This window comes from Mesorhizobium sp. M1342 (genome assembly GCF_040317955.1).
Classification (GTDB): domain Bacteria; phylum Pseudomonadota; class Alphaproteobacteria; order Rhizobiales; family Rhizobiaceae; genus Mesorhizobium.
Genome location: NZ_JAMYLI010000029.1, coordinates 31,822 through 52,602, shown reverse-complemented (window position 1 = coordinate 52,602; position 20,781 = coordinate 31,822). Strand labels below are relative to the sequence as shown.

The 20,781-nt window shown below is 62.3% G+C and carries 19 protein-coding genes; 3 read left to right on the top strand and 16 right to left on the bottom strand.

Annotated elements, in window-relative coordinates; translation table 11 throughout:
* Positions 1-24: 24 nt before the first annotated feature.
* The 7 genes from NKH06_RS25870 to NKH06_RS25840 all read right to left on the bottom strand — a co-directional run bounded on the left by NKH06_RS25870 (position 25) and on the right by NKH06_RS25840 (position 6,294).
* Complete coding sequence (locus NKH06_RS25870; RefSeq protein ID WP_352894545.1) at positions 25-1,086, bottom strand: glycosyltransferase family 4 protein; 1,062 nt, start codon at positions 1,084-1,086, stop codon at positions 25-27.
* 113 nt (positions 1,087-1,199) lie between these two features.
* Complete coding sequence (locus NKH06_RS25865) at positions 1,200-1,577, bottom strand: DoxX family protein (protein WP_023813201.1); 378 nt, start codon at positions 1,575-1,577, stop codon at positions 1,200-1,202.
* A 62-nt stretch (positions 1,578-1,639) separates the two neighbouring features.
* On the bottom strand, positions 1,640-2,098 hold the full coding sequence (locus NKH06_RS25860) for a carboxymuconolactone decarboxylase family protein (protein WP_023813202.1): 459 nt from the start codon (positions 2,096-2,098) through the stop codon (positions 1,640-1,642).
* Between the two features lie 43 nt (positions 2,099-2,141).
* Entirely contained in the window at positions 2,142-2,645 is a 504-nt protein-coding gene (locus NKH06_RS25855) for an RrF2 family transcriptional regulator (protein ID WP_023813203.1), read from the bottom strand.
* A 109-nt stretch (positions 2,646-2,754) separates the two neighbouring features.
* On the bottom strand, positions 2,755-4,068 hold the full coding sequence (preA, locus tag NKH06_RS25850) for an NAD-dependent dihydropyrimidine dehydrogenase subunit PreA (protein WP_027035003.1): 1,314 nt from the start codon (positions 4,066-4,068) through the stop codon (positions 2,755-2,757).
* Between the two features lie 2 nt (positions 4,069-4,070).
* Positions 4,071-5,435, bottom strand: a complete 1,365-nt coding sequence (locus NKH06_RS25845; RefSeq protein WP_023813204.1) for an NAD(P)-dependent oxidoreductase — start codon at positions 5,433-5,435, stop codon at positions 4,071-4,073.
* A 142-nt stretch (positions 5,436-5,577) separates the two neighbouring features.
* A complete protein-coding gene (locus NKH06_RS25840) occupies positions 5,578-6,294 on the bottom strand; it encodes a gamma-glutamylcyclotransferase (protein ID WP_352894543.1) in 717 nt (238 codons plus the stop codon).
* Positions 6,295-6,460: 166 nt separating this feature from the next.
* Between NKH06_RS25840 and NKH06_RS25835 the strand changes: the two genes are divergently transcribed.
* A complete protein-coding gene (locus NKH06_RS25835) occupies positions 6,461-7,237 on the top strand; it encodes a VOC family protein (RefSeq protein WP_352894541.1) in 777 nt (258 codons plus the stop codon).
* A gap of 97 nt (positions 7,238-7,334) precedes the next feature.
* Here NKH06_RS25835 and NKH06_RS25830 read toward each other — a convergent pair whose 3' ends face one another.
* The gene (locus NKH06_RS25830; RefSeq protein WP_206638022.1) at positions 7,335-7,823 is read right to left on the bottom strand and encodes a hypothetical protein; all 489 of its coding nucleotides are present in this window, start codon (positions 7,821-7,823) and stop codon (positions 7,335-7,337) included.
* A 200-nt stretch (positions 7,824-8,023) separates the two neighbouring features.
* On the opposite strand from NKH06_RS25830, the gene NKH06_RS25825 reads away from it, so the two are divergent.
* A complete protein-coding gene (locus NKH06_RS25825) occupies positions 8,024-8,416 on the top strand; it encodes a DoxX family protein (protein WP_352551715.1) in 393 nt (130 codons plus the stop codon).
* Positions 8,417-8,529: 113 nt separating this feature from the next.
* Here the strand turns inward: NKH06_RS25825 and NKH06_RS25820 are convergent, their stop codons facing one another.
* Together NKH06_RS25820 and NKH06_RS25815 are read right to left on the bottom strand one after the other, a co-directional pair.
* On the bottom strand, positions 8,530-10,956 hold the full coding sequence (locus tag NKH06_RS25820) for a GcvT family protein (RefSeq protein WP_352894537.1): 2,427 nt from the start codon (positions 10,954-10,956) through the stop codon (positions 8,530-8,532).
* Positions 10,957-11,013: 57 nt separating this feature from the next.
* On the bottom strand, positions 11,014-12,552 hold the full coding sequence (locus NKH06_RS25815; protein WP_352441156.1) for a trimethylamine methyltransferase family protein: 1,539 nt from the start codon (positions 12,550-12,552) through the stop codon (positions 11,014-11,016).
* Between the two features lie 215 nt (positions 12,553-12,767).
* Here NKH06_RS25815 and NKH06_RS25810 point away from each other — a divergent pair, with 215 nt between their 5' ends.
* On the top strand, positions 12,768-13,358 hold the full coding sequence (locus NKH06_RS25810) for a transglycosylase SLT domain-containing protein (RefSeq protein ID WP_352441157.1): 591 nt from the start codon (positions 12,768-12,770) through the stop codon (positions 13,356-13,358).
* Between the two features lie 87 nt (positions 13,359-13,445).
* Here NKH06_RS25810 and NKH06_RS25805 read toward each other — a convergent pair whose 3' ends face one another.
* From NKH06_RS25805 to NKH06_RS25780, 6 genes are all read right to left on the bottom strand, one after another.
* Positions 13,446-13,883, bottom strand: coding sequence for a TA system VapC family ribonuclease toxin (locus tag NKH06_RS25805; protein ID WP_023813212.1), 438 nt, complete (start codon positions 13,881-13,883; stop codon positions 13,446-13,448).
* Complete coding sequence (locus NKH06_RS25800; RefSeq protein ID WP_023813213.1) at positions 13,880-14,107, bottom strand: ribbon-helix-helix domain-containing protein; 228 nt, start codon at positions 14,105-14,107, stop codon at positions 13,880-13,882. The genes NKH06_RS25805 and NKH06_RS25800 overlap by 4 nt, the downstream gene beginning before the upstream one ends.
* Before the next feature lie 118 nt (positions 14,108-14,225).
* Complete coding sequence (locus tag NKH06_RS25795) at positions 14,226-16,574, bottom strand: dipeptide ABC transporter ATP-binding protein (RefSeq protein ID WP_128303439.1); 2,349 nt, start codon at positions 16,572-16,574, stop codon at positions 14,226-14,228.
* Between the two features lie 67 nt (positions 16,575-16,641).
* Complete coding sequence (locus tag NKH06_RS25790; protein WP_128303438.1) at positions 16,642-17,799, bottom strand: ABC transporter permease; 1,158 nt, start codon at positions 17,797-17,799, stop codon at positions 16,642-16,644.
* Positions 17,800-17,811: 12 nt separating this feature from the next.
* Complete coding sequence (locus NKH06_RS25785) at positions 17,812-18,846, bottom strand: ABC transporter permease (protein ID WP_023813216.1); 1,035 nt, start codon at positions 18,844-18,846, stop codon at positions 17,812-17,814.
* A 228-nt stretch (positions 18,847-19,074) separates the two neighbouring features.
* The gene (locus NKH06_RS25780) at positions 19,075-20,727 is read right to left on the bottom strand and encodes an ABC transporter substrate-binding protein (RefSeq protein ID WP_352441159.1); all 1,653 of its coding nucleotides are present in this window, start codon (positions 20,725-20,727) and stop codon (positions 19,075-19,077) included.
* Between the last annotated feature and the right edge of the window lie 54 nt (positions 20,728-20,781).

Sequence of the window (20,781 nt, the reverse complement as noted above, 5' to 3'; positions counted from 1 at the left end):
GTCGTGGCTCGAGCACGTCGTTGCTCAAGACGCCTTCGCCGCGCTCGGGACGCCGATCAGGCCCGCATAGGCGGCCAGATAATCGCCAGCCATTCTTCGAGCGGAGCACCGCTTTTCGAAAACGGCCCTCACCTTTCGCCTGTCGAGTTGCAGCAAGTCGGGCACCGCGGCGACCGCGCCGTCAACCGTGTCAGCGATGAAACCGGTGACGCCTTGATCGATGATTTCGGGCAGCGCGCCGCAATTCCAGCCGATGACCGGCGTGCCGCAGGCCATGGCCTCGATGGCGACAAGGCCGAACGGCTCCGGCCAGTCGATCGGGAACAGCAGGCCGGCCGCCTTGCCGAGAAATTCCGCCTTCTGGTCCTCCTCGATCTCGCCGACATAGACGATGCGATCGCCGTCGATCAACGGTTCGACCACCTCGTGGAAATAGGCGCGGTCGTCGTCGCCGATCTTTGCCGCGAGCTTGAGCTTGAGCCCCGAACGCAAGGCGATCTCGATGGCGCGGTCCGGGCGCTTGTCGCGTGAGAACCGGCCGAGGAAGGCAAGGTAGGGTTCTTCCGCCGTCGTCTCAAAAGTCGGTTCGTAGAGAGTGGTCGGCAATCCGTGATGGATCGTCGCCAACCAGTTGGCGTTGGCAAAGCCCGCCTGCTGGCTGTGCGAAATGGAAATCAGGGGAAAACGCGGAAACCGTTCATAGGCCGGCGCCAGGTCGACATAATCCAGCCTGCCATGCGGTGTCGTCACCGTGCGGTCGGCGAGATCCTCGAAGAAGGAAAAGTGCAGGAAATGGCTGAGATGGAAGTGGATGACGTCGAACTCCGACGCCCGTTCCCTCACCTGCGCAAGCATCGAAAGATGCGCCGCGATCTCGGATTTAAGCGGACGCGGATCGAGGCGCAGCGCGCGTTCCCGGCTGGGTACCAGCGTCGCGGAAGTCTGGCTGTCGCCACTGGCGAACAGCGTCACCTCATGGCCCAGATCGACCAGCGCTTCGGTCAGATACGAGACGATGCGCTCGGTGCCGCCATAGAGCCTTGGCGGCACCGATTCATAAAGCGGCGCGACATGGGCGATTTTCATATTCCATCCTGGATGCTGGGCATGCAGGTGTGAATGCGTCAACGGCTCGATTGGTTCCGATTTTATGATCGAGCCGTGGGCACCAGAGGCCGCAGTCGGCATGGAACTGTGCGTCAAACAGATTGCGCGATCAGGGTCAGAAAGCCACCGCTCAGCGCGACATTGCCGACGAAGCCGTTGATGCGGGACGCACGGTCCTGGCCCTGATGGTCCCAGAAATTGTGAAACATCGGCGTGGCGACGATGAGGAACAGCAGCAGCACCGCGGCCGCGAGTGCCGTCCACAATCCTGCGATGACCAGCACGCCGGCGGCGATCTGAAGCACGATGCCGAGCCACAGCGCCAATCTTGCCTGCGGCACACCGCGCGCGGCCATCAGCTGGGTCAGGAAGGCCGCGTTCTGGATGTTGCGCAGGCCGGCGAAGACGAAGGCGCCGCCGAGCAACAGGCGAGCGAGAAACAACAAGGTCGAAGGCAAATCGGCAGGCATCAAACGCTCCCTTTGAAAGTGGAGCGCCGCCTTTCGACGGCGCTCCCAACATAACCGGACAATCAGGCGGCCTTCGCCGCCGGCACCGGGTGAATGGCCTGGAACGGGATGCACAGCCGGTTCCAGGTGTTGATCATGCCGAGCGCAACGGAAAGCTTGACCAGTTCCTCTTCCGAGAAATGCTCGAGCGTCTTTGCATAGAGTTCGTCCGGCACGCCATTGCTGGCGATCAAGGTGACGGCTTCGGTCCAGGCCAGGGCAGCGCGTTCGCGCAGGGAAAACAGCGGCGATTCCTTCCAGGCTGAAACCAGATAGAGCCGCTGCTCGGTCTCGCCGTCGCGCCTCGCCTCGCGGCTGTGCATCTCGACGCAGAACGAGCAGCCATTGATCTGCGATGCCCTGAGCTTGATCAGGTGCAGCAGGCTCACCTCGAGCCCGCATTCGTCCACCGCCTTGTTGAGCGCCGACACAGCCTTCATGATCTCCGGCGCCTTGGCGAAAAATTGCAGCCTCTGTTTCATCTTCCTGTCCTTTCAAATCTGCTTTGGGTTTGGGTCTACGGGGTTAACTGGATTTCTGCGGCCGCTGGTGGCGCTCGACGAAGGCGCAGCTCGCAGCAAGCGACCTGGGATCGCCTTCTGCCGCATAGGTGGCCACGATATCGGACAGCTTGGTCTCGGCGAGCGCGGCGCGATAGGCACGCTCGGCCTTCAGCATCGCGGCGTTGATGCCGCAGGGTTTGACATAGGCCGAAGCATCGAGCTTCACCGGACCGCGCTGGCGGATCTCGCCGCAACGGAAAGCCGGCTCGCGCCCTTCGATGGCCAGCACGATGTCGAGCAGCGTGATGCGCTCGGCCGGCCGCGCCAGCCGATAGCCACCGGCAGGCCCGGGCACCGATTCCAGGATGCGCGCCGCGCTCAGCATGTTGAGATGCTTCAGCAGATAGCTAGGCGACAGGCCAAAGGACTCGGCCAGAGCGGCGCCAGGCATGGTGCTGTTCCCCTCCACACTGGCCAGCGTGGCAGCGCAATGGATAGCTGCCTCAACGCCCTCGCCCAGCTTCATTGGATCGGCTCCTTTATCATGGATATATACTATCGTGGATAATTATTATCTGCAATAGGAAAATTAAAAACGGCGCTCGAAAGCGCCGCTCTTTTGTTGGGGTAAGTCCCTATTCCGCAGCCACCTTGGCCATCGGATTGTTCGGGTGCGTCGTCCAGTTGGCATAGACCGGCGATACCGGCCTGCCGGTGCGCTGGTCCATCACGCCTGCCGCCAGCGGTTCCATGGTGATGCAGTTCTCGACCGGGCAGACATTAACGCACAGATTGCAGCCGACGCATTCGGCCTCGATCACCTCGAAGTGCCTGACGCCGTCGACCATGCTGGTGATCGCCTGGTGCGAAGTGTCCTCGCAGGCGATGTGGCAGCGGCCGCATTTGATGCAGGCATCCTGGTCGATACGCGCCTTGGCGACGTAGTTCAGGTTGAGATACTGCCAATCGGTGACATTGGGCGTGGCGCGGCCGACGATGTCGTTGAGCGAGGCGTGCCCCTTCTCGTCCATCCAGTTTTCGAGGCCCGCGATCATTTCCTGCACGATCTTGAAGCCATAGGTCATTGCCGCCGTGCAGACCTGCACATTGCCGGCGCCGAGCGCCATGAATTCGGCAGCATCGCGCCAGGTGGTGATGCCGCCGATACCGGAGATCGGCAGGCCGCGGGTTTCGGGATCGCGCGCGATCTCGGCCACCATGTTCATGGCGATCGGCTTCACCGCCGGGCCGCAATAGCCGCCATGCGAGCCCTTGCCGTCGATTGTCGGCTGCGGCGCGAAGCTGTCGAGGTCGACACCGGTGATTGAATTGATGGTGTTGATCAGCGACACCGCGTCAGTGCCGCCGGCATGTGCCGCCCGTGCGGGCTTGCGCACATCGGTGATGTTGGGCGTCAGCTTGGTGATGACGGGCATGCGGGTGTTCTGCTTGCACCAGCGCACCACCATTTCGATATATTCCGGCACCTGGCCGACGGCGGCACCCATGCCGCGTTCCGACATGCCGTGCGGGCAGCCGAAATTGAGCTCGATGCCGTCGGCCTCCGTCTCCTCGACCACCGGCAGGATCGCCTTCCAGGCCTCCTCGACGCATGGCACCATCAGCGAGACGACGATGGCGCGGTCGGGCCAGTCCTTCTTGACCTGCTTGATCTCACGCAAATTGACCTGCAGGTCGCGGTCGGTGATCAGCTCGATGTTGTTGAGGCCGAGCAGGCGGCGGTCGGCGCCCCAGATCGCGCCGTAGCGCGGGCCGTTGACGTTGACCACCGGTGGGCCTTCCTCGCCCAGCGTCTTCCACACCACGCCGCCCCAGCCGGCCTTGAAGGCGCGGATGACGTTGTAGGCCTTGTCGGTCGGCGGCGCCGAGGCCAGCCAGAACGGATTTGGCGATTTGATGCCGACGAAATTGTTTCTGATATCTGCCATGCTCATGCCCTCCCGTTCGAGGTCAGTGCCCGATTGATGCTCTCCGCAGCGTCGCGGCCTTGCGCGACCGCCGAGACGGTCAGGTCGTCGCCACCGAAGATGCAGTCGCCGCCGGCCCAGACCCTGGCGAGAGAAGTGCGCCCTTCCGCATCGACCTTGATGCGGCCGGCTTCAAGATCGATCGACGCACCGCTGCCATTAAGGGCGACCGGCACAAAACTCTGTCCAATCGCCTTGAACACCTGGTCGGCAACGAGCGTCAGTGTCTCGCCGGTGCCGGCAAGCCTGTCGCCGTTCAGCGCCGTGTATTCGAGTTCGACGGCGGTGACCTTGCCGCCTTCGGCGATCACCCGCTTCGGCTGCAGCCAGTGGCGGATGCTGACGCCGTTGGCTGCCGCCAGATCCTGTTCGAATTCGGAAGCGTTCATGTGCTCCTGGCCGCGCCGGTAGCAGATCGTCACCTCCTCGGCGCCGAGCAGCTTCGACTGTACCGCGGCGTCTATGGCCGTCATGCCTCCACCGATGACGACGACACGGCGGCCAACCGGCAGGCCGGAAAGGTCGCTGGCCTGGCGCAGTTCGGCAATGAACTCGACCGCGTTGATGACGCCGTCGGCCTCCTCGCCATCAGCACGCAGCGCGTTGACGCCGCCAAGGCCCATGCCGAGAAACACCGCATCGTAATTGCGGATCAGGTCCGACAGCTGATAGTCGCGGCCGAGCGCCTTGCCGTTCTGGATGTCGATGCCGCCGATCGCGGTCACGTAGTTGACTTCGGCTTGGGCGAAATCGTCGACACTCTTGTAGGCGGCGATGCCGTATTCGTTGAGGCCACCGGCCTTCGCGCGCGCTTCCAGGATGGTCACGTCATGGCCGTGGCGGGCGAGCCGGTGCGCGGCGGCAAGGCCGGCCGGCCCGGCGCCGACCACGGCGATTGTCTTGCCGGTCGGCTCGGCGCGCGGATAAAACTGCTTGTTCTCGCCCATGGCGACATCGGTGGCGTAGCGCTGCAGGCGGCCGATCTGCACCGGCTTGCCTTCCGCCACCTCGCGCACGCAGACTTCTTCGCACAGCGTTTCGGTCGGGCAGACGCGGGCGCACATGCCGCCCAATATGTTCTGGTCGAAGATGGTCTTGGCCGAACCGATCGGATTGCCGGTCGAGATCTGGCGGATGAACAGTGGAATATCGATCGAGGTCGGGCACGCATTCATGCACGGCGCGTCGTAGCAGAAATAGCAGCGATCGGATTCGACCAGCGCCTCGTGGTGATCGAGCGGCGGATGCAGGTCGGAAAAATTGTCCGCATACTGGTCGGCCGAGAGCCTGCCGCCCGCAATGCCTTCCCTGAATTGGCCTTCTGGCATCGTCAGTTCCCCATGTTTTCTTTTGCGGAAGGCTAGCACGTTTTATTTTTTTATCAATTGGTCAATTTTCGGCGCAAGCCTCTGAAAAGGCTCGACAATAACATGATTTTTTTAGTCATGTTATTGGAGGCGAGGGCCACTTTTACAGTGCGCGCGAATGGCCGGGTTCAAGCTTACAGCCATGAATGGTCTTGACCTCGTCGGCTACCAGTTGCTGCAGCCGCCACAGATTGCGGTCATGGATGCCGAATTCCTCGAGATGGCTGACCGTGTTGTAGAGATATTCGGCGCCGGATCCAATATGCCCGCAGGCTCTGGCCAGCACGCTCGCCACTCTGTCCAGCGGCTGGTTCAGCGACGTTCCCCTGCCCTTCACGCCGACCCAGAAGCCAAGCGCGCGCAGCGTACCTTGCGGCGTATGCACCGGCAGCCACCGGACCGTCTCGATGCTTTCGTGGTCGCTGATCTCGCGTCGCAGCAGCCTTTCGATCTGCGCCGGCTTTTCGCCCTCCGGCAAGCGGTAGATCACGCCGTTGCAGCGTCCGCCCCGTTCGAGCGCCATCATCAACCCCGGCTGCTCGGCGCTGCCCCGCCAACGCACCATGTCGAGGCAAAAAGAGCGGTGCCAGCCAAAGGCCGTGGCGAGCTGTTGCTCGACCGACTCGAATTCCGGCTTCCAGATCAGGGACCCGTAAGCGAACACCCATAGTGGTCCCTCATCGGCTTCATTGGACAGCTGCAAGGCAAGGGTGCGGAAATCCTCGTCGTTCATGTCTGTCCAACTCGGGTCCGGGCCGGGATCGGCCTCTTCCCGATGGCACAGTGCGACAAGCTCGGGCGTGAGCGACATCAAGCGCATGGACGACAACCCCTCATGACCGCAGAGAAATCGAAAACCAGCGCGCGTGCAACCAGGGAACGCTTGGCACGCATGCCCATTGTTGTCCGGGCGGTGTCGGATTTCCGTCGTGAGGATCGTCCTATGATGGACGACGAACGATCCATGAAAGGTGAGGAGACCGAAAATGCCAAAAACCCCGATGCCCTTCTTCTGGTACGAACTGACGACATCAGATCTCGACGCCGCCGAGGCGTTCTACACCCAAGTGGTCGGCTGGACGGCGCAGCCCTTCGATAAGGCACCCGGCATGCCGCGCTACATCGTGATGAATGTCGGCGAACGTGGCGTCGGCGGGCTGATGACCTTGCCCGAGGATGCCGCCAAGATGGGCATGCCGCCGGCCTGGCTTGGCTATATCCACACCAGGGATGTCGACGTCGCCACGGCATCGCTGGAGACAGCCGGCGGCACCGTTCACCGGCGGCCCGACGACATTCCGGGCGTCGGCCGCTTTGCCGTCGTCGCCGATCCGCAAGGCGCGACCTTCATGTTCCTGCAGCCGAACGGCCCGGACCAGCCTGTCGTGCCGGCCAGCACGCCGGGCCACATCGGCTGGCACGAGCTTTATACGAGCGACTGGAAAGCCGCGTTCGATTTCTATTCCGAGCAGTTCGGCTGGGTCGACGCCGGCGATTTCGACATGGGTCCGATGGGCACTTACCAGACTTTTACGGCTGGCCCCGAATCCGGCGGCGGCATCATGAACAAGCCGGAGCAGATCCCGGTGCCGGTCTGGCAATTCTACTTCAACGTTGCGGCCATCGACGCGGCGGCAAAACGGGTCACCGACAATGGCGGCAAGATCCTGATGGGCCCGATGGAGGTCCCCGGCGGCAGTTGGATCGTCCAATGCCAGGACCCGCAAGACGCGCACTTCGCCTTGATGGCGCCAGTCCGCTGACCGCGATCGAACACCGCTGAAACAAAGCGCGGGTTTTCATCAGACCACCGATGAAGGCCTCTACCCCTGGCGCCTTACCCCCCTGCCTGGCGCCGTCTCATTCCGGCGCCAGCACCGCAACCTTCAACTCAGCTTTTTTCGCGCCGCTGAACTGGACGGTGGCCGGGCCGGGCGCAAGCTTGAAGCGCACGCTCTTGCGGATGCCAGGGCATGTTTTCACGCCACTATAGCCCGCCGACTTGATGGCCTGGCCATCCTGGATGACATCGATCCAGGCCTCCCCCGAGAGACTGATCTGGATGGCTCCCTCGGATGGCACTTCCACGCTGGCGACGGCCCCAAACGTGTCTGATGCCGGCGCACGTTCGGGCGCCACCGCAAAACCGGCTTTCTCTACCGGCACCAGCGCCAGGTCCGCAGCCGCACCAACCGCCAGCGCCGCTCCGGACGGCGTTGCCGGTGCCGCCGCAAACAGGGTCTGCTCCCGCGTCACCGGCCATTTGAAGGCCTCACAGCCGGCGTCCTCGGCCATGGCGAAGCTGGTGCCTGCGACGATCGCGAACAGGCTGATGACGACTTTTTTCATGGCAAGACCCCCGCACATTCAGATTGTTGTACACGCATTAATACAACCATAGAGGTATTAATGCAACCCTGGCGAGAAACATTTGAAGGGAATTGGGAACATTCCCAATCACTGATTGTTGATGGCAAACCAGGGGAAAGGAATGGTCCAATGCCGGGCGATAAACTATGGCCGATCCCGGAAGCTAAAGGGAGTTTTAGATGAAGCTTTTCGACGGCCTTGCCAAATATCAGCCGCAGGCACTCGGCATTCTGCGCATCGTGACCGCGCTGCAGTTCATCGAACACGGCACCCAGAAACTGTTCAATTTCCCGATCAGCGACCACGCCGGTGCTTTGAGCGGGCTGTCACTCACCGCCGGCATCCTCGAATTCGCCGGCGGCATCCTGCTGGCGCTGGGCCTGTTCACCCGGCCGGTCGCGTTCCTTCTGGCCGGCGAAATGGCGATCGCCTATTTCATGGCGCACGCGCCGCGCGACTTCTTCCCGGTCAACAATGGCGGCGATTCGGCGATCTCGTTCTGCTTCATCTTCCTCTATCTGGTGTTTGCGGGCGCCGGCGCCTTCGCGCTGGACAACCGCCGCAGCGCCTGACGCCCAGAAGAAGGGGCGTGCCTAGTGCATGTCGCCCAAAAGTGCCCAGCGGTTTTGGGACAACGACATGCACAAAACAGGAATCTGAAGCGCATCAGCGAAGCCGAAGCGCTTCAGGCACGCATCCGTTCGAAATTGGCGTCGAAAAGCGGCACCGCCTGAATGCGCGCCGCATGGCGCTTGCCCAGCAGCTCGATTTCGAAGCCGTCGCTCTCATCGGCGATCTCCTTCGGCACATAGCCGATGGCGACGGATTTCTTCGAATGATGCGCATAGCCGCCCGACGTCACCCAGCCGCGCACCGCACCATCGAACCAGATCGGCTCGTCGCCAATGACATCGGCATCGTCGGCATCGACGATAAAGGCGCGCAGGCGCAATTTGCCGCCCAGCTTGCGCTCGGCCAGCGCCGCGGCCTTGCCGATGAAATCGGCGTCCTTGCCGTAAGCAACGAAACGGTCGAGCCCCGCTTCCAGCGGTCCGTAGATCGGCCGGTACTCGCGCCCCCATGAGCCGTAATTCTTGTCCAGCCGCAGCGCATTGAGGGCGCGCGAGCCGAACAGGCCGATGCCGAATTCCTCGCCCGCCGCCATCAGCACTTGATAAGCGGCGCGCTGGTATTCCGGCGCCACCCAGATTTCGTAGCCGAGATCGCCGGTATAGCTCACACGGCCGACCAGGCACGGCGCCATGCCGATATCCATCCGGCCAATGGCCATGAAGGAAAATGCCGCATTGGAGACATCCGAACGCGTGGCCTTTGCCAGCACATCCCGCGCCTTCGGGCCGGCGATCGACAGGCCGGTGAGCTTCGCGCCCAGCGCTTCGATGCGGACTGATCCATCGTCAGGCAGGTGCTTCTCGAACCAGCGCATATGGTATTGCTCGGCGATGCCGGAGCCGGCGAGGAACCAGCCGTCCTCCCCCAGATTGGCCAGCGTGAAGTCGCCGATCAGCCTGCCGTCCTGCTTCAGCATCGGCGCCAGCGTCATGCGGCCGGGTTTCGGCAGTTTGCAGGCAAGCATCCGGTCGAGCCAGGCGGCCGCCCCCTCACCCGTCACCTTGTATTTGGCGAAGCTCGAAATCTCGGACAGGCCGACACCGTCACGAACCGTCGCGACCTCCCTGGCGACGTGCGTGAAGTCGCTCGAGCGGCGCCAAGAGAATTCGTCCTTGACGCCTTCCGGCGCGTACCACAGCGGCACTTCCAGCCCATAGGCAACGCCCCATTGCGCACCCCCAGCAGACAGCAGATCATAGATCGGCGTCGTCTTCAGCGGCCGCCCGGCGGGCAACTCCTCATTGGGGAAGCGGATCGAAAAGCGCCTGGAATAATTCTCGCGCACCTTGGCGTTGGTATAGGCCATCGTCGCCCAGTCGCCGTAGCGCGCGACATCCATCGCCCAGATATCGGCGCCGGGATCGCCCTCGATCATCCAGTTCGACAAAGCAAGGCCGACGCCGCCGCCTTGCGAAAAACCGGCCATGACACCGCAGGCGACCCAGAAGCCCGGCAGGCCGCGCACCGGCCCGACCAGCGGGTTGCCGTCAGGGGCGAAAGTGAAGGGGCCGTTGATGATCTGCTTGATGCCGGTGTTCTGGAAGGCCGGGAAATGCCGAAAGCCGACCTCCAGCGATGGCGCTATGCGGTCGATGTCGGGCGCCAGCAATTCATGGCCGAAATTCCATGGCGTCTGGTACTCGGACCACGGCTTGTTGGCCTTCTCATAGGTGCCCATCAGCATGCCGCCGCGCTCCTGGCGCAGGTAAAGCTCGCCATCGAAGTCGACCGCGTGGATGATCTCGGTGCCGGTCTTGGCGTTCCAGGCGGCGACCTCCGGCATATCCTCGGTGATCAGGTACATGTGCTCCATGGCCAGCACCGGCAGTTCGAGACCAACCATGCGGCCGACCTCGCGCGCCCACAGGCCGCCGGCATTGACGACATGCTCGGCCACCACCTCGCCCTTGTTGGTGATGACGCGCCACAGCCCGTCAGGACGCCGCACGATGTCCTCGACCTTGGTGAAACGCTCCACTTCCGCCCCAAGTTTCCGCGCGGCCTTGGCATAGGCATGGGTGACGCCCGAGGGGTCGAGATGGCCGTCCTCCTTGTTCCTGACGGCGCCGACGAACTGCCTGGGGTCGAGAAGCGGCATCAGTTCGGCCGCCTCGTTGGGCGAGATCTCCTCCAGCTCGATGCCGAGATAGCGGCCCTTGGCGACGACGCCGCGCAGCCAGTCCAGCCGCGCCTCGGTTGCCGCCAGAAGCACGCCGCCGGTCAGATGCACGCCGGTCGCCTGGCCGGAAAGCTCCTCGATCTCCTTGTAGAGGTTGATCGTGTATTTCTGCAGCTTGGCGACGTTAGGGTCGCCATTGATGGTGTGCATGCCGCCGGCCGCGTGCCAGGTCGAGCCGGACGTCAATTCGTCGCGTTCCAGCAGGACAACATCGGTCCAGCCGTGGCGGGCGAGATGGAACAGCACGGAGCACCCGACGACGCCACCGCCAATGACCACGACCTTTGCATGCGATTTCATGAGTTTTGCTCTGTTATCAGTGAGTTGGATGGGTGAGTGGATTCAAGCTGGGAACGATCACGGCTCGCCCTGCCCGATCGCTTCCTTGCGCCTGGCCATGTAAGCCTCCAGCGCCTCGCGCACGGCGATATCCATCACCGGCTCGACATAGTCTTCCAGCGCCTTCTTCCACAGCCGCGTCGCGCGCGCCGTCGCGTCGAGCCCGCCAGCCTCCTGCCACGCCTCGTAATTCTGCCAGTTGGACAGCATCGGCTGGTAGAAGGCGGTGGCGTAGCGCTCCAGCGTGTGCGGTTCGCCGAAGAAATGGCCGCCGGTCGGCACCGCGCCCAACGCCTCGACGGCGAGCTCGGCCTCATTGACCTCGATCGGGCGCAAGAACTCCATCATGTGCTGGATCATCTCGACATCGATGATGAATTTTTCGAACGACGCCGTCAGCCCGCCCTCCTGCCAGCCGGCGGCGTGGTAGACGAGGTTGCCGTGGCCGAGCACCGCGCCCCACAGCGCCATCAGCGTCTCATAGGCGCCCTGCGCATCGGCAGCGTTGGAAGCCGAGCCCGGCGTCGTGCGGTACGGAAGCCCGTAGCGCCGCGCCAGTTGCCCCGACGCAATGTTGGCCTTGGTGTTCTCAGGCGTGCCGAAGGCCGGCGCGCCGGACTTCATGTCGACATTGGAGGTGAAGGCGCCATACATGACCGGCGCGCCTGGACGGACAAGCTGCGTCAGCACGACGCCGAACAGCGCCTCGGCGTTCTGCTGCGCCAGCGCGCCAGCCAGCGTCACCGGGCTCATCGCCCCCATCAGCGTGAACGGCGTCACCGCCACCGACTGGCCGAACTCGGCCATGGTCATCAGTCCTTCGGCCATCATCTCGTCGAAGCGGCGCGGCGAGTTGACCGAGATGATCGTGGTGATGCCGGGATCGTCGCGCATCTGATCGAGCGTCAGCCCGCGCGAAATCGCCATCATCTCGATGCCGTCAAGCGCCCTGCCCCTCCCGATCGCCGAGACATGGAAACTCTTGTCGGTCAGCGTCAGATTGGTGAAATAGGTGTCGAGATGGCGGGAATTGGCCGGCAGTTCCACCGGTGCGCAGACCTGGTTGCCCAGCATGTGGATGCAGTTGAAATGCTGCGCCAACCGGGTCAGATCCGCATAGTCGCGCAAATTGCCGGCGCGGCGGCCGCGCTCCATATCGTGCACATTGGGCGGTCCGGCAACCAGCGTGAAATTGATGGTGTTGCCGCCGAGATGAACCGCGTTGGCCGGGTTGCGCGGCGTCAACACATAGCTGGACTGCGTGGTCTTCAGCACGTCTTCGACCAGGCCGCGATCGATGCGGACATTCGCCGAGGCATGATCGACTTTGGCGCCGGCCTTCTCGAACAGCGACAGCGCCCGCGGGCTCATCACCTCGATGCCGAAATTCTCCAATATGTGCATCGACGCCTGATGGATCTGCTCGATCTGGTCGGGCGACAGCATCGCCATTGGCGGATAGGGATTTGTCACCCGCCTGAGCGACAGTTGCGGGATGGCCGATGGCCCTCTGTTGCTGGTGCGCTCGGCGCCGCGTTTGCGTCTTGGTTCGTTCATGCCGGTATCAAAGCCCCGGCAAACCGGGCAAGCTGTCAGAAATACGTCGTCTGCGGGCGCGATTTTAGCCACGGCGGCATTTCTGCAATGTCTGTTTAGAAAAAGCGACGAAGTGCGTCGGATTATCGATACTGGATTTCCTTAGAGACTGCGCCGGCGAAGCGTTAACGGACGCCGCAAGATTCCCTTTATGATTTCGGCCTATTGCTCTGCCCATGCGTAGTTCGAGTTTTAGTAAAATTGGTGCGGTTTGCGTGCTGCTGGCGCTTTCGGCCTGCGCCACGCCGCCCAGCCACATCAACAATGTCTGTGCCGTCTTCGACCAGAATGACGGCTGGTTCGACAACTGGCAGTCGGCCGCCGAGCGCGCCCAGCAGAAATACGGCATCCCCGTTCCCGTGCTGATGGCGACGGTGCGCAAAGAATCCGGTTTCAAGAGCAATGCACGGCCGCCACGCACCAAGCTGCTCGGCTTCATTCCGTGGAAGCATGTCTCGTCGGCCACCGGCTTCTCGCAGGCGCTGGACGGCACCTGGTCGCAATATCAGCGCGAGACCGGCAACTGGGCGGCACGGCGGACGAAATTCGCCGACGCCGTCGACTTTGTCGGCTGGTATCATTCCAAGACCGCAGACAGGTATGGCGTTGCCCGCAACGATACCTACAACCTCTATCTTGCCTACTATCTCGGCTGGACCGCCTATGGCCGCGGCAACCGGGGCGATGCCGGCGTCCAGGGCTATGCCCGGGCCACCGACAAGATGGCGCGGGACTATGCGCAGCAACTGAGCGAGTGCGGCAACTGACTTTGCCGGAGCATTACGCAGCCAAGTGAAATCACTTGGCGCTGCGAAAAGCGATGTCGCCCCTCGAGCAGAAAAGATCTCAGCGATTCACTTGCTTGGGATCAGATGAAGGATTGCCTTCCCTGATTTTACCGCCGTCGTCGATAGCTTTCGGTCGAACGTCGCCAACTCGCCGTCATGCGACTTGGCCAGCGCCAGCAGATAACTGTCGGTTACTTGCGTCGAAGTCAGGATCTTGCCCGCGTCGATCTCTCTGGAACTGACAAGGCTAATGTCATCGGGCCAGAACTGGTGTCCGGCAAGTGCGTGCAATTTGCCGACGATCGGCGCGACGACGGCAGGGGAGCCAGGAGAGTTGGGGTATTTGGGGTTGCCCACGATCCTGATAACGCCATTCTCGGTGATGGGGCATGTGGCCCATGAGTGATGCCCGGTGGATTCGAACCACCGATGGGCATCGTCATGCGCGACATGAGCCGGATCGATCAGCGCAATCAACACATTGACGTCGAGCAGGAAGGTCACGGCAGCTCGTCGCGAAGCGCATTGACCGTTTCGAGATCGACCATCGGCCCGCCGGGCCGCGACGAAAGCAAGGGAATGCCGTTGCGCTCACCGCCCGCCTGCGGCCGACGCAGCGAACGGCGAACCAGATCGGAAATGACTTCTCCCACGCTGCGATCCTGCTGCCGCGCCATAGCCTTGGCGGCAAGAAGGACATCATCATCGATTGCAAGTGTCGTTCTCACAATTCGTCCTCCTTTCCAAGCATCAAACATCACGCATCACATAGAGCAACAGACTGAGATTCTCAAGGGACGCATGTTTTGCGCAGCATATGAAATTGATGGCATTGCCTGATGCCGGTCAGTTCGGTTTCCTAGAAACGCCCGGCTTTGGGGTATCGCCGGTTTCCGAAACCTCGTCGCGGACCTCGTGACGGCGGGCTTTCGAAACGGCTTCCGTCTCCTCGCCGGCCTGCCTCGCTGCATCGGCTTCCGCGCTGCCCGTCTTGCCGCGCGGACGCTTCGGTGGCGTGCCGGCAAAACCGGGGCCATCGCCATGCGGCGCGTCATCCGGCACGCCTTCGTGCGCGGCGTGCTCCTTGTCGAACTTGATCACCGGCTCCATCGTTGCCAGCACGTCGTCGGAGAGCCAGCACAGGCTCATATGGCCGCCGCCGAGATGCTTGACCGGTGGCACCTTGGTCTCGCACAGATTGTCAGGCACCAGCTTCTTGTAGCCGCAGCGGGTCTGGAACGGGCAGCCGGACGGTGGGTTCATCGCCGAGGGAATGTCGCCCTCCAGCACGATGTGCCGCTTGACCACGCTGGTGTCAGCGATCGGGATCGCCGACAGCAGCGCCTCGGTATAGGGATGGTAGGGCGGCGCGAAGATCTGGTCGGTCGTGCCTTGCTCGACAATATAGCCGAGATACATGACCACGACGCGGTCGGCGATGTAGCGCACGACCGACAGATCATGGCTGATGAACAGCATTGTCGTCTTGTTCTTGCGCTGGATGTCCATCAGCAGTTCGGTCACCGCCGCCTGCACCGACACGTCCAATGCCGAGACCGGCTCGTCGGCCACCACCACCTTGGCGTCGCCGGCAAAGGCGCGCGCCACGCCGATGCGCTGCTTCTGGCCGCCCGATAGCTGGCGCGGCTTGCGGGTTTCGAATGCCCGCGGCAGCTTCACCAGGTCGAGCAGTTCCAGCATGCGCTTGCGGCGATCGGCAACCGTCTTGCCGACATTGAACTTCTCCAGCGTGCGGATGATCTGCGAACCGACCGAATGGCTGGGATTGAGCGTGTCGAACGGATTCTGGAACACCATCTGGATCGACGACACCGTGTCGACGCTCCGCTTCTCGATGCCCGTCGACTGGATTTCCTTGTTGCCCAGCGTCACCGTGCCGGCACTTGCCGTCTCCAGCCCAAGCAGCACCTTGGCCAGCGTCGACTTTCCGCAGCCGGATTCGCCGACGATGGCAACCGTCTCGGATTCCCGCGCCATGAACGAGATCGTCTCGTTGGCCTTGACGACGCGGCCCTCGCTCGAGCCGAACACCTCGCTGCCGCCGACCCTGTAGTATTTTCTGAGATCCTCGATCTTGAGCACCGGAGCGCCGGGCACGACGCGCTCATTGACCTTCTTGGCGCCGGGCGGCAGCGCCTCCCAGTCGATCTCGTTGAAGCGCACGCAGCGCGAGAAATGGCCTTCGTGGCCCGCGACCTCGATCATCGGGATTTCGGCGGCGTTGCAGACGCCCTCGACGAAATGGTGGCAGCGAGGGCCGAAATTGCAGCCCTTGGGCCGCTCGTGCGGCAGCGGTAGCTGGCCGGGGATCGAAATTAGCGGCCGCGAATTCTTGTCTGCGCCGGGCAGCGGGATCGAGCGGAACAGCCCTTGCGTATAAGGGTGGCGCATCCGGTCGAACACGTCCTTGATCTTGCCCGTTTCGACCGCTTCGCCCGAATACATAACCGTGATGCGGTCGCAGGTTTCCAGGATCAGGCCGAGATTGTGCGACACGAAAATCATCGACGTGCCGAACTTCTCGCCGAGCCCCTTGACCAGGTCGACAATGCCGGCCTCCACCGTCACGTCGAGCGCCGTCGTCGGTTCGTCGAGCAAAAGCAGCGCCGGCTTCGACAGCAGCGCCATGGCAATGACGATGCGTTGCTGCTGGCCGCCCGAGAGCTGGTGCGGATAGGAGCGCATCATGCGCTCGGGATCAGGCAGCTTGACCGCGCGCACCATGTCAAGCGCGCGTTTATGGGCCTCTTCCTTCGACACCTTGTCGTGGATCAGCGGCACTTCCATCAATTGCTGGCCGACCTTCATCGCCGGGTTCAGGCTCGCCATCGGCTCCTGGTAGATCATCGCGATCTTGTTGCCGCGAATGGAGCGCAACTCCTCGTCGGAGAGCTCGCCCATGTCCTTGCCCTGGAACTTGATCTTGCCGCCGACGATCTTCCCGATGTTGGAGAGGTCGCGCATGATGCCGAGCGACACGGTCGACTTGCCGCAGCCGGATTCGCCGACGATGCCCATCGCCTCGCCGGGCATGACGGTGCAGGAAAAATCCATGACCGCCGGGATCTCGCCCTTGCGGGTGAAGAAGGAGATCGACAGGTTCTCGATCTCGATGATCGGCGCGTTGGCCGGCCCATTGGTTGGCGTCGCGGGATTTCGAACTGCCTCGTTCATGGGTCGCTCCAATCCTGGTTCTTCTAGGCCTGTTTCTATCAGGCGCATCGGGTCGAAACCCGCGAGATCAGTCTTTCATCGATTGTTCGCGCAGCGAGTCGGCGAGCAGGTTCAAGCCCAGCACGAACGACATCAGTGCGATCGTCGGCGGCAACGCCGGGTGGATGAAGGAGCGCAGCAGGCGGCTGGCGTCCTTGATCGCAGTGCCCCAGTCCGGACTTTCCGGCGCCAGGCCAAGGCCGAAATAACCGAGCGTGCCGAGCAGGATCGTGGTGTAGCCGATGCGCAGGCAGGCGTCGACGATCAGTGGCCCGCGCGCATTGGGCAGGATCTCCCATAGCATGATGTACCAGGGCGATTCACCGCGCGTCTGCGCCGCCGCCACATAGTCACGCGTCTTGATGTCCATCACCAGGCCACGCACGATGCGGAACACGCCGGGGCTGGACGCGAACACCACCGCCACGAAGATGTTGAGCTGGTTGGGATCGATGTGCACGATCTTCAGCGGATCGGCGTCGAAGACAAGGCCGGCATAGATCCAGCCGCCGAGGATCAAGGTGATGCCGAGCAAGATGTAGAGCCGGTCGGGGCGGTTCTTGTAGCGCGTCCAGAACAGCACCGTGAAGAAGATGATCGGGAACAGGAAGAAGACGCCGGCCATGCCATAGGGGATCGGCGTGTCCATGATGCCCGGCGTCACCAAAAGATAAAACAGCAGGATCACAGGGAAGGCCAGCACGAGATTGGCGAGGAACGACAGCACGGTGTCGATCTTGCCGCCGTAGTAGCCGGCGGGTAGGCCGAGCGTGATGCCGACCATCAGCGCGAAGCCGGTTGCCGCCGGCGCGATGATCAGCACGATCTGGCTGCCATAGACCATGCGCGAAAACACGTCGCGTGCCAGCTTGTCGCCACCGAACAGATAGGCCAGTCCCGATTTCGGTTCGACGGCGCCCGGCAGCACATCCTTCATGATGGGAATCTGGGCCAGCGGATCGAAGGGAGAAACGGTCGCGGCGAAGATTGCCGTGAACAGCCAGAACAGGCAGATGCCGACGCCGACGATGCCGACACCGCTGTCGAACAGCTGGCCGTAGAGCGCCAGCTTCTTCTTGTAGGCGAAGCTCGCGCCCATGACGATGACGAGCGCGATCCAGACCGGCCAGAAGCGCGACAGCACTTCGAGAACGACGGTGAAGCCACTGATGTATTGAACCGGCATCCGCTTCGCTCCCTACTGGACTCTGATACGCGGATTGAGAAACGCGTAGCCGACATCGGAAATGAGCTGCGTGATCAAGACGATGAACACCGAGACCAGCGAGCAGCCGAGCAAAAGGTCGATGTCGTTGTTGCCGGCCGCCTCGACCAGCGTGTAGCCGAAGCCCTGGTAACGAAACATCACCTCGACGATGACGACGCCGGTGAGCAGCCAGGGAAACTGCAGCATGATGACGGTGAACGGTGCGATCAGCGCGTTGCGCAAGGCATGTTTGACCACGACGCTGCCGAAGGAAAGACCCTTCAACCTGGCAGTGCGGATATATTGCTGCGTCATCACTTCGACCATCGAGGCACGCGTCATGCGGGCGATGTAGCCGATGCCGTAAATCGCCAGCGTCATCACCGGCAAAGTGAAATTATAGAAGGTGATGCCCTGGCTGGCCGAAGCCGCCGAGCCGTTCAGCCAGCCTAGCCATGAGGCGAAGATGACGGTGAAAATGACGCCCGACACATATTCAGGCGTCGCCGTCGAGGCGATCGATGCCACCGACAGCACGCGGTCGGTTCGCGACCCCTCGCGCATGCCGGCCAGAATGCCGATCAGCAGCGAGATCGGCACCATCACCATCAGCACCCAGAACATCAGGATGCCCGTAGCGCCAAGTGCCGGAAACAGTTTTGAGGCGACGGTCGCCTTGAACTTGGTCGAGCAGCCGAAATCGCCCTGGAAAACGCCGGCGAAGGTCGGGACGAGCGGATCGTTGCAGAAGGAGAAACGCTGCGCCGGCTTGCCGGTCGCCGGGTCTGTCACAGGTTGCTTGGGCACCACGCCCAGCCACTGCCCATAGCGGACGAAGAAGTTCTGCCGATAGCCATGGTTGACCAGCCAGCTCTCGAGCTGCTCGGCCGACGTATGCATTTCGGTCTGGCTGATCGCCAGCTTCTTCAGATTGGGTTCGAGGTTGATCAGGAAGAAGACGACCATGGTCAGGCACAGCATCGTCAATGCCATGGTGCCAAGACGCCTGATAACGAAGGAAAGCATGGCGGCCCCCTGCCGATGGGTTGGGGTTTGAGCCGGCTATGAAAGCCAACCCTGCCGTAACCGGCGGGGCTGGCTGTCAAACAGGCCTTCGGATGCGATCAACCCTGTTTTTGTTGCATGGCCTTGCCCGCGAGTCCGCAATTTTTTTGAGAAAGTGCGGACCAGCAGGGACGGACGATGCAAAGAGCGGGGGAAGGGAGCGAGCCTCTTCCCCCAATGTCGGTGCGATCAAGCCTGGTCGAGCCAGATCTTGCCGTAGTCGCGCTCGAAGGTCGGGTGCATCTTGTAATTCTGCACCGCCTTGACCGAGTGGCTGTAGAGCTTGCGCCAGTACGGCTGGATCATGATGCCGGAATCCTGCAGGATCTGCTCGATTTCCTTCATCATCTCCTTGCGCTTGGCGGCGTCGGCAACGGCGAGCGCCGCATTCAGCTTGGCATCCCAGTCCGGATTCGACCAGCCGGCCTCGTTCCAGGCCTCGCCGGTGCGATAGGCGATGGCCAGAACCTGGACGCCGAGCGGGCGCATGTTCCAGTTGGTCATCGACAGCGGATACTTCGTCCAGTCGTTCCAGAACGTCGAACCCGGCAGAACGGTGCGCTTCACCTTGATGCCGGCGTCGCGCAGCTGGGCGGCGATCGCATCGCCGGTGTTCTTGTGCCAGTCTTCATCGACAGTGATCAGCTCGTGTTCGAAGTCGGCCTGGCCGGCTTCCGCCATCAGCGCCTTTGCCTTGGCCGGATCACGGGCAACCTTGGGCAGCTCGTAATATTCCGGATGGATCGAGCAGACATGGTGGTTTTCGGCGACCGAACCGGCATTGCCGTAGCCGAGCTGCAAGACGACATTGTTGTCGACCGCAAGCTGCAGCGCGTTGCGCACCTTCTGGTCGCCATAGGGCTTGTTGTTGACGTTGGTGCGGCAGACGATGGTCGACGCGGTGACGATCTCCGACTTCACCAGGTCCATGCCGTCGAGGATCGACACATAGTCGGCCGAAGTCTCGAAATTGGTGTGCACTTCGCCGGCTTCGAAAGCGCTGACCATGGCTGCCGGATCGGTGCCGTAGTCGATGAATTCCAGGCCATCGAGGAACACTTCGCCATCCCACCACTTGTCGTCGGTGCGGCGCTTGTAGACCACCTTCTGACCGACATCGTAGGAGACGAGTTCGAACGGACCGGTGCCGATCGGGCAGGCCTTGAAGTCGCCGCCCTTCTCGTCGAAGGTCTTGTGGACGATAAGGCCGGGATAGTCGCACATGTTCGGAATCAGCGCGATGTCCGGCTTGGTGAGCTTCAGCACGACCGTGTGGTCGTCCGGCATGGTCACGGCGCTTTCGTCGAGCTTGTCGTCCTTGACCAGCGAGCCAAGACGGCCTGGCATGGAATTGCCTTCGGCTTTCTTGTCGGCCCAACGCTTCAGGTTGAAGACGACGTCGGCGGCGGTGAAGGCATCGCCATTCGACCAGGTGACGCCCTTGCGCACATGCAGCGTGTACTGCGTGGCATCGTCGTTGACGTCCCAGCTTTCCAGCAGATAGGGGCGGAACGTGTATTCGGACGTGTACTTGACCAACGGCTCGAGCGCCTGGCGCTCGGCATTGGCGATTTCCGACCAGTCGGCCTTGCGCGGGTCCTTGGGATCCTTGATCCACTGGGCGATCTTCAGCGTGCCGCCCTTCTTGCCCTTTACCTCTTCGGCCTTCGCCGGCGTCGGATCGGCGAGCCCGAGCAAGCCGTAAGCCATTGCCGTCGATGCGCCGAAGACGCTGGCCATGGCCAGGAATTCGCGGCGGTCCACCTTGCCTGCCTTGGCTTCTTCGGCCATGGCCAGGATGTGATCCGGAACGCGATCGCCATTACTCTTATAAATTGTCATGACTTAACTCCCATTGTTGGCTTTCCGCCTTTTAACATTCCGCATCCAGGCCAT

What these genes read in the sequence shown, in the direction of transcription:
- NKH06_RS25855 (WP_023813203.1), bottom strand. Translation starts at nt 2,645, where the DNA reads ATGAAGCTGGGCGAGGGCGTTGAGGCAGCTATCCATTGCGCTGCCACG.
- NKH06_RS25860 (WP_023813202.1), bottom strand. Translation starts at nt 2,098, where the DNA reads ATGAAACAGAGGCTGCAATTTTTCGCCAAGGCGCCGGAGATCATGAAG.
- NKH06_RS25865 (WP_023813201.1), bottom strand. Translation starts at nt 1,577, where the DNA reads ATGCCTGCCGATTTGCCTTCGACCTTGTTGTTTCTCGCTCGCCTGTTG.
- NKH06_RS25790 (WP_128303438.1), bottom strand. Translation starts at nt 17,799, where the DNA reads ATGCCGGTTCAATACATCAGTGGCTTCACCGTCGTTCTCGAAGTGCTG.
- NKH06_RS25820 (WP_352894537.1), bottom strand. Translation starts at nt 10,956, where the DNA reads ATGAAATCGCATGCAAAGGTCGTGGTCATTGGCGGTGGCGTCGTCGGG.
- NKH06_RS25835 (WP_352894541.1), top strand. Translation starts at nt 6,461, where the DNA reads ATGCCAAAAACCCCGATGCCCTTCTTCTGGTACGAACTGACGACATCA.
- NKH06_RS25795 (WP_128303439.1), bottom strand. Translation starts at nt 16,574, where the DNA reads ATGAACGAGGCAGTTCGAAATCCCGCGACGCCAACCAATGGGCCGGCC.
- NKH06_RS25815 (WP_352441156.1), bottom strand. Translation starts at nt 12,552, where the DNA reads ATGAACGAACCAAGACGCAAACGCGGCGCCGAGCGCACCAGCAACAGA.
- NKH06_RS25810 (WP_352441157.1), top strand. Translation starts at nt 12,768, where the DNA reads ATGCGTAGTTCGAGTTTTAGTAAAATTGGTGCGGTTTGCGTGCTGCTG.
- NKH06_RS25830 (WP_206638022.1), bottom strand. Translation starts at nt 7,823, where the DNA reads ATGAAAAAAGTCGTCATCAGCCTGTTCGCGATCGTCGCAGGCACCAGC.
- NKH06_RS25845 (WP_023813204.1), bottom strand. Translation starts at nt 5,435, where the DNA reads ATGCCAGAAGGCCAATTCAGGGAAGGCATTGCGGGCGGCAGGCTCTCG.
- NKH06_RS25785 (WP_023813216.1), bottom strand. Translation starts at nt 18,846, where the DNA reads ATGCTTTCCTTCGTTATCAGGCGTCTTGGCACCATGGCATTGACGATG.
- preA (WP_027035003.1), bottom strand. Translation starts at nt 4,068, where the DNA reads ATGGCAGATATCAGAAACAATTTCGTCGGCATCAAATCGCCAAATCCG.
- NKH06_RS25825 (WP_352551715.1), top strand. Translation starts at nt 8,024, where the DNA reads ATGAAGCTTTTCGACGGCCTTGCCAAATATCAGCCGCAGGCACTCGGC.
- NKH06_RS25780 (WP_352441159.1), bottom strand. Translation starts at nt 20,727, where the DNA reads ATGACAATTTATAAGAGTAATGGCGATCGCGTTCCGGATCACATCCTG.
- NKH06_RS25870 (WP_352894545.1), bottom strand. Translation starts at nt 1,086, where the DNA reads ATGAAAATCGCCCATGTCGCGCCGCTTTATGAATCGGTGCCGCCAAGG.
- NKH06_RS25840 (WP_352894543.1), bottom strand. Translation starts at nt 6,294, where the DNA reads ATGCGCTTGATGTCGCTCACGCCCGAGCTTGTCGCACTGTGCCATCGG.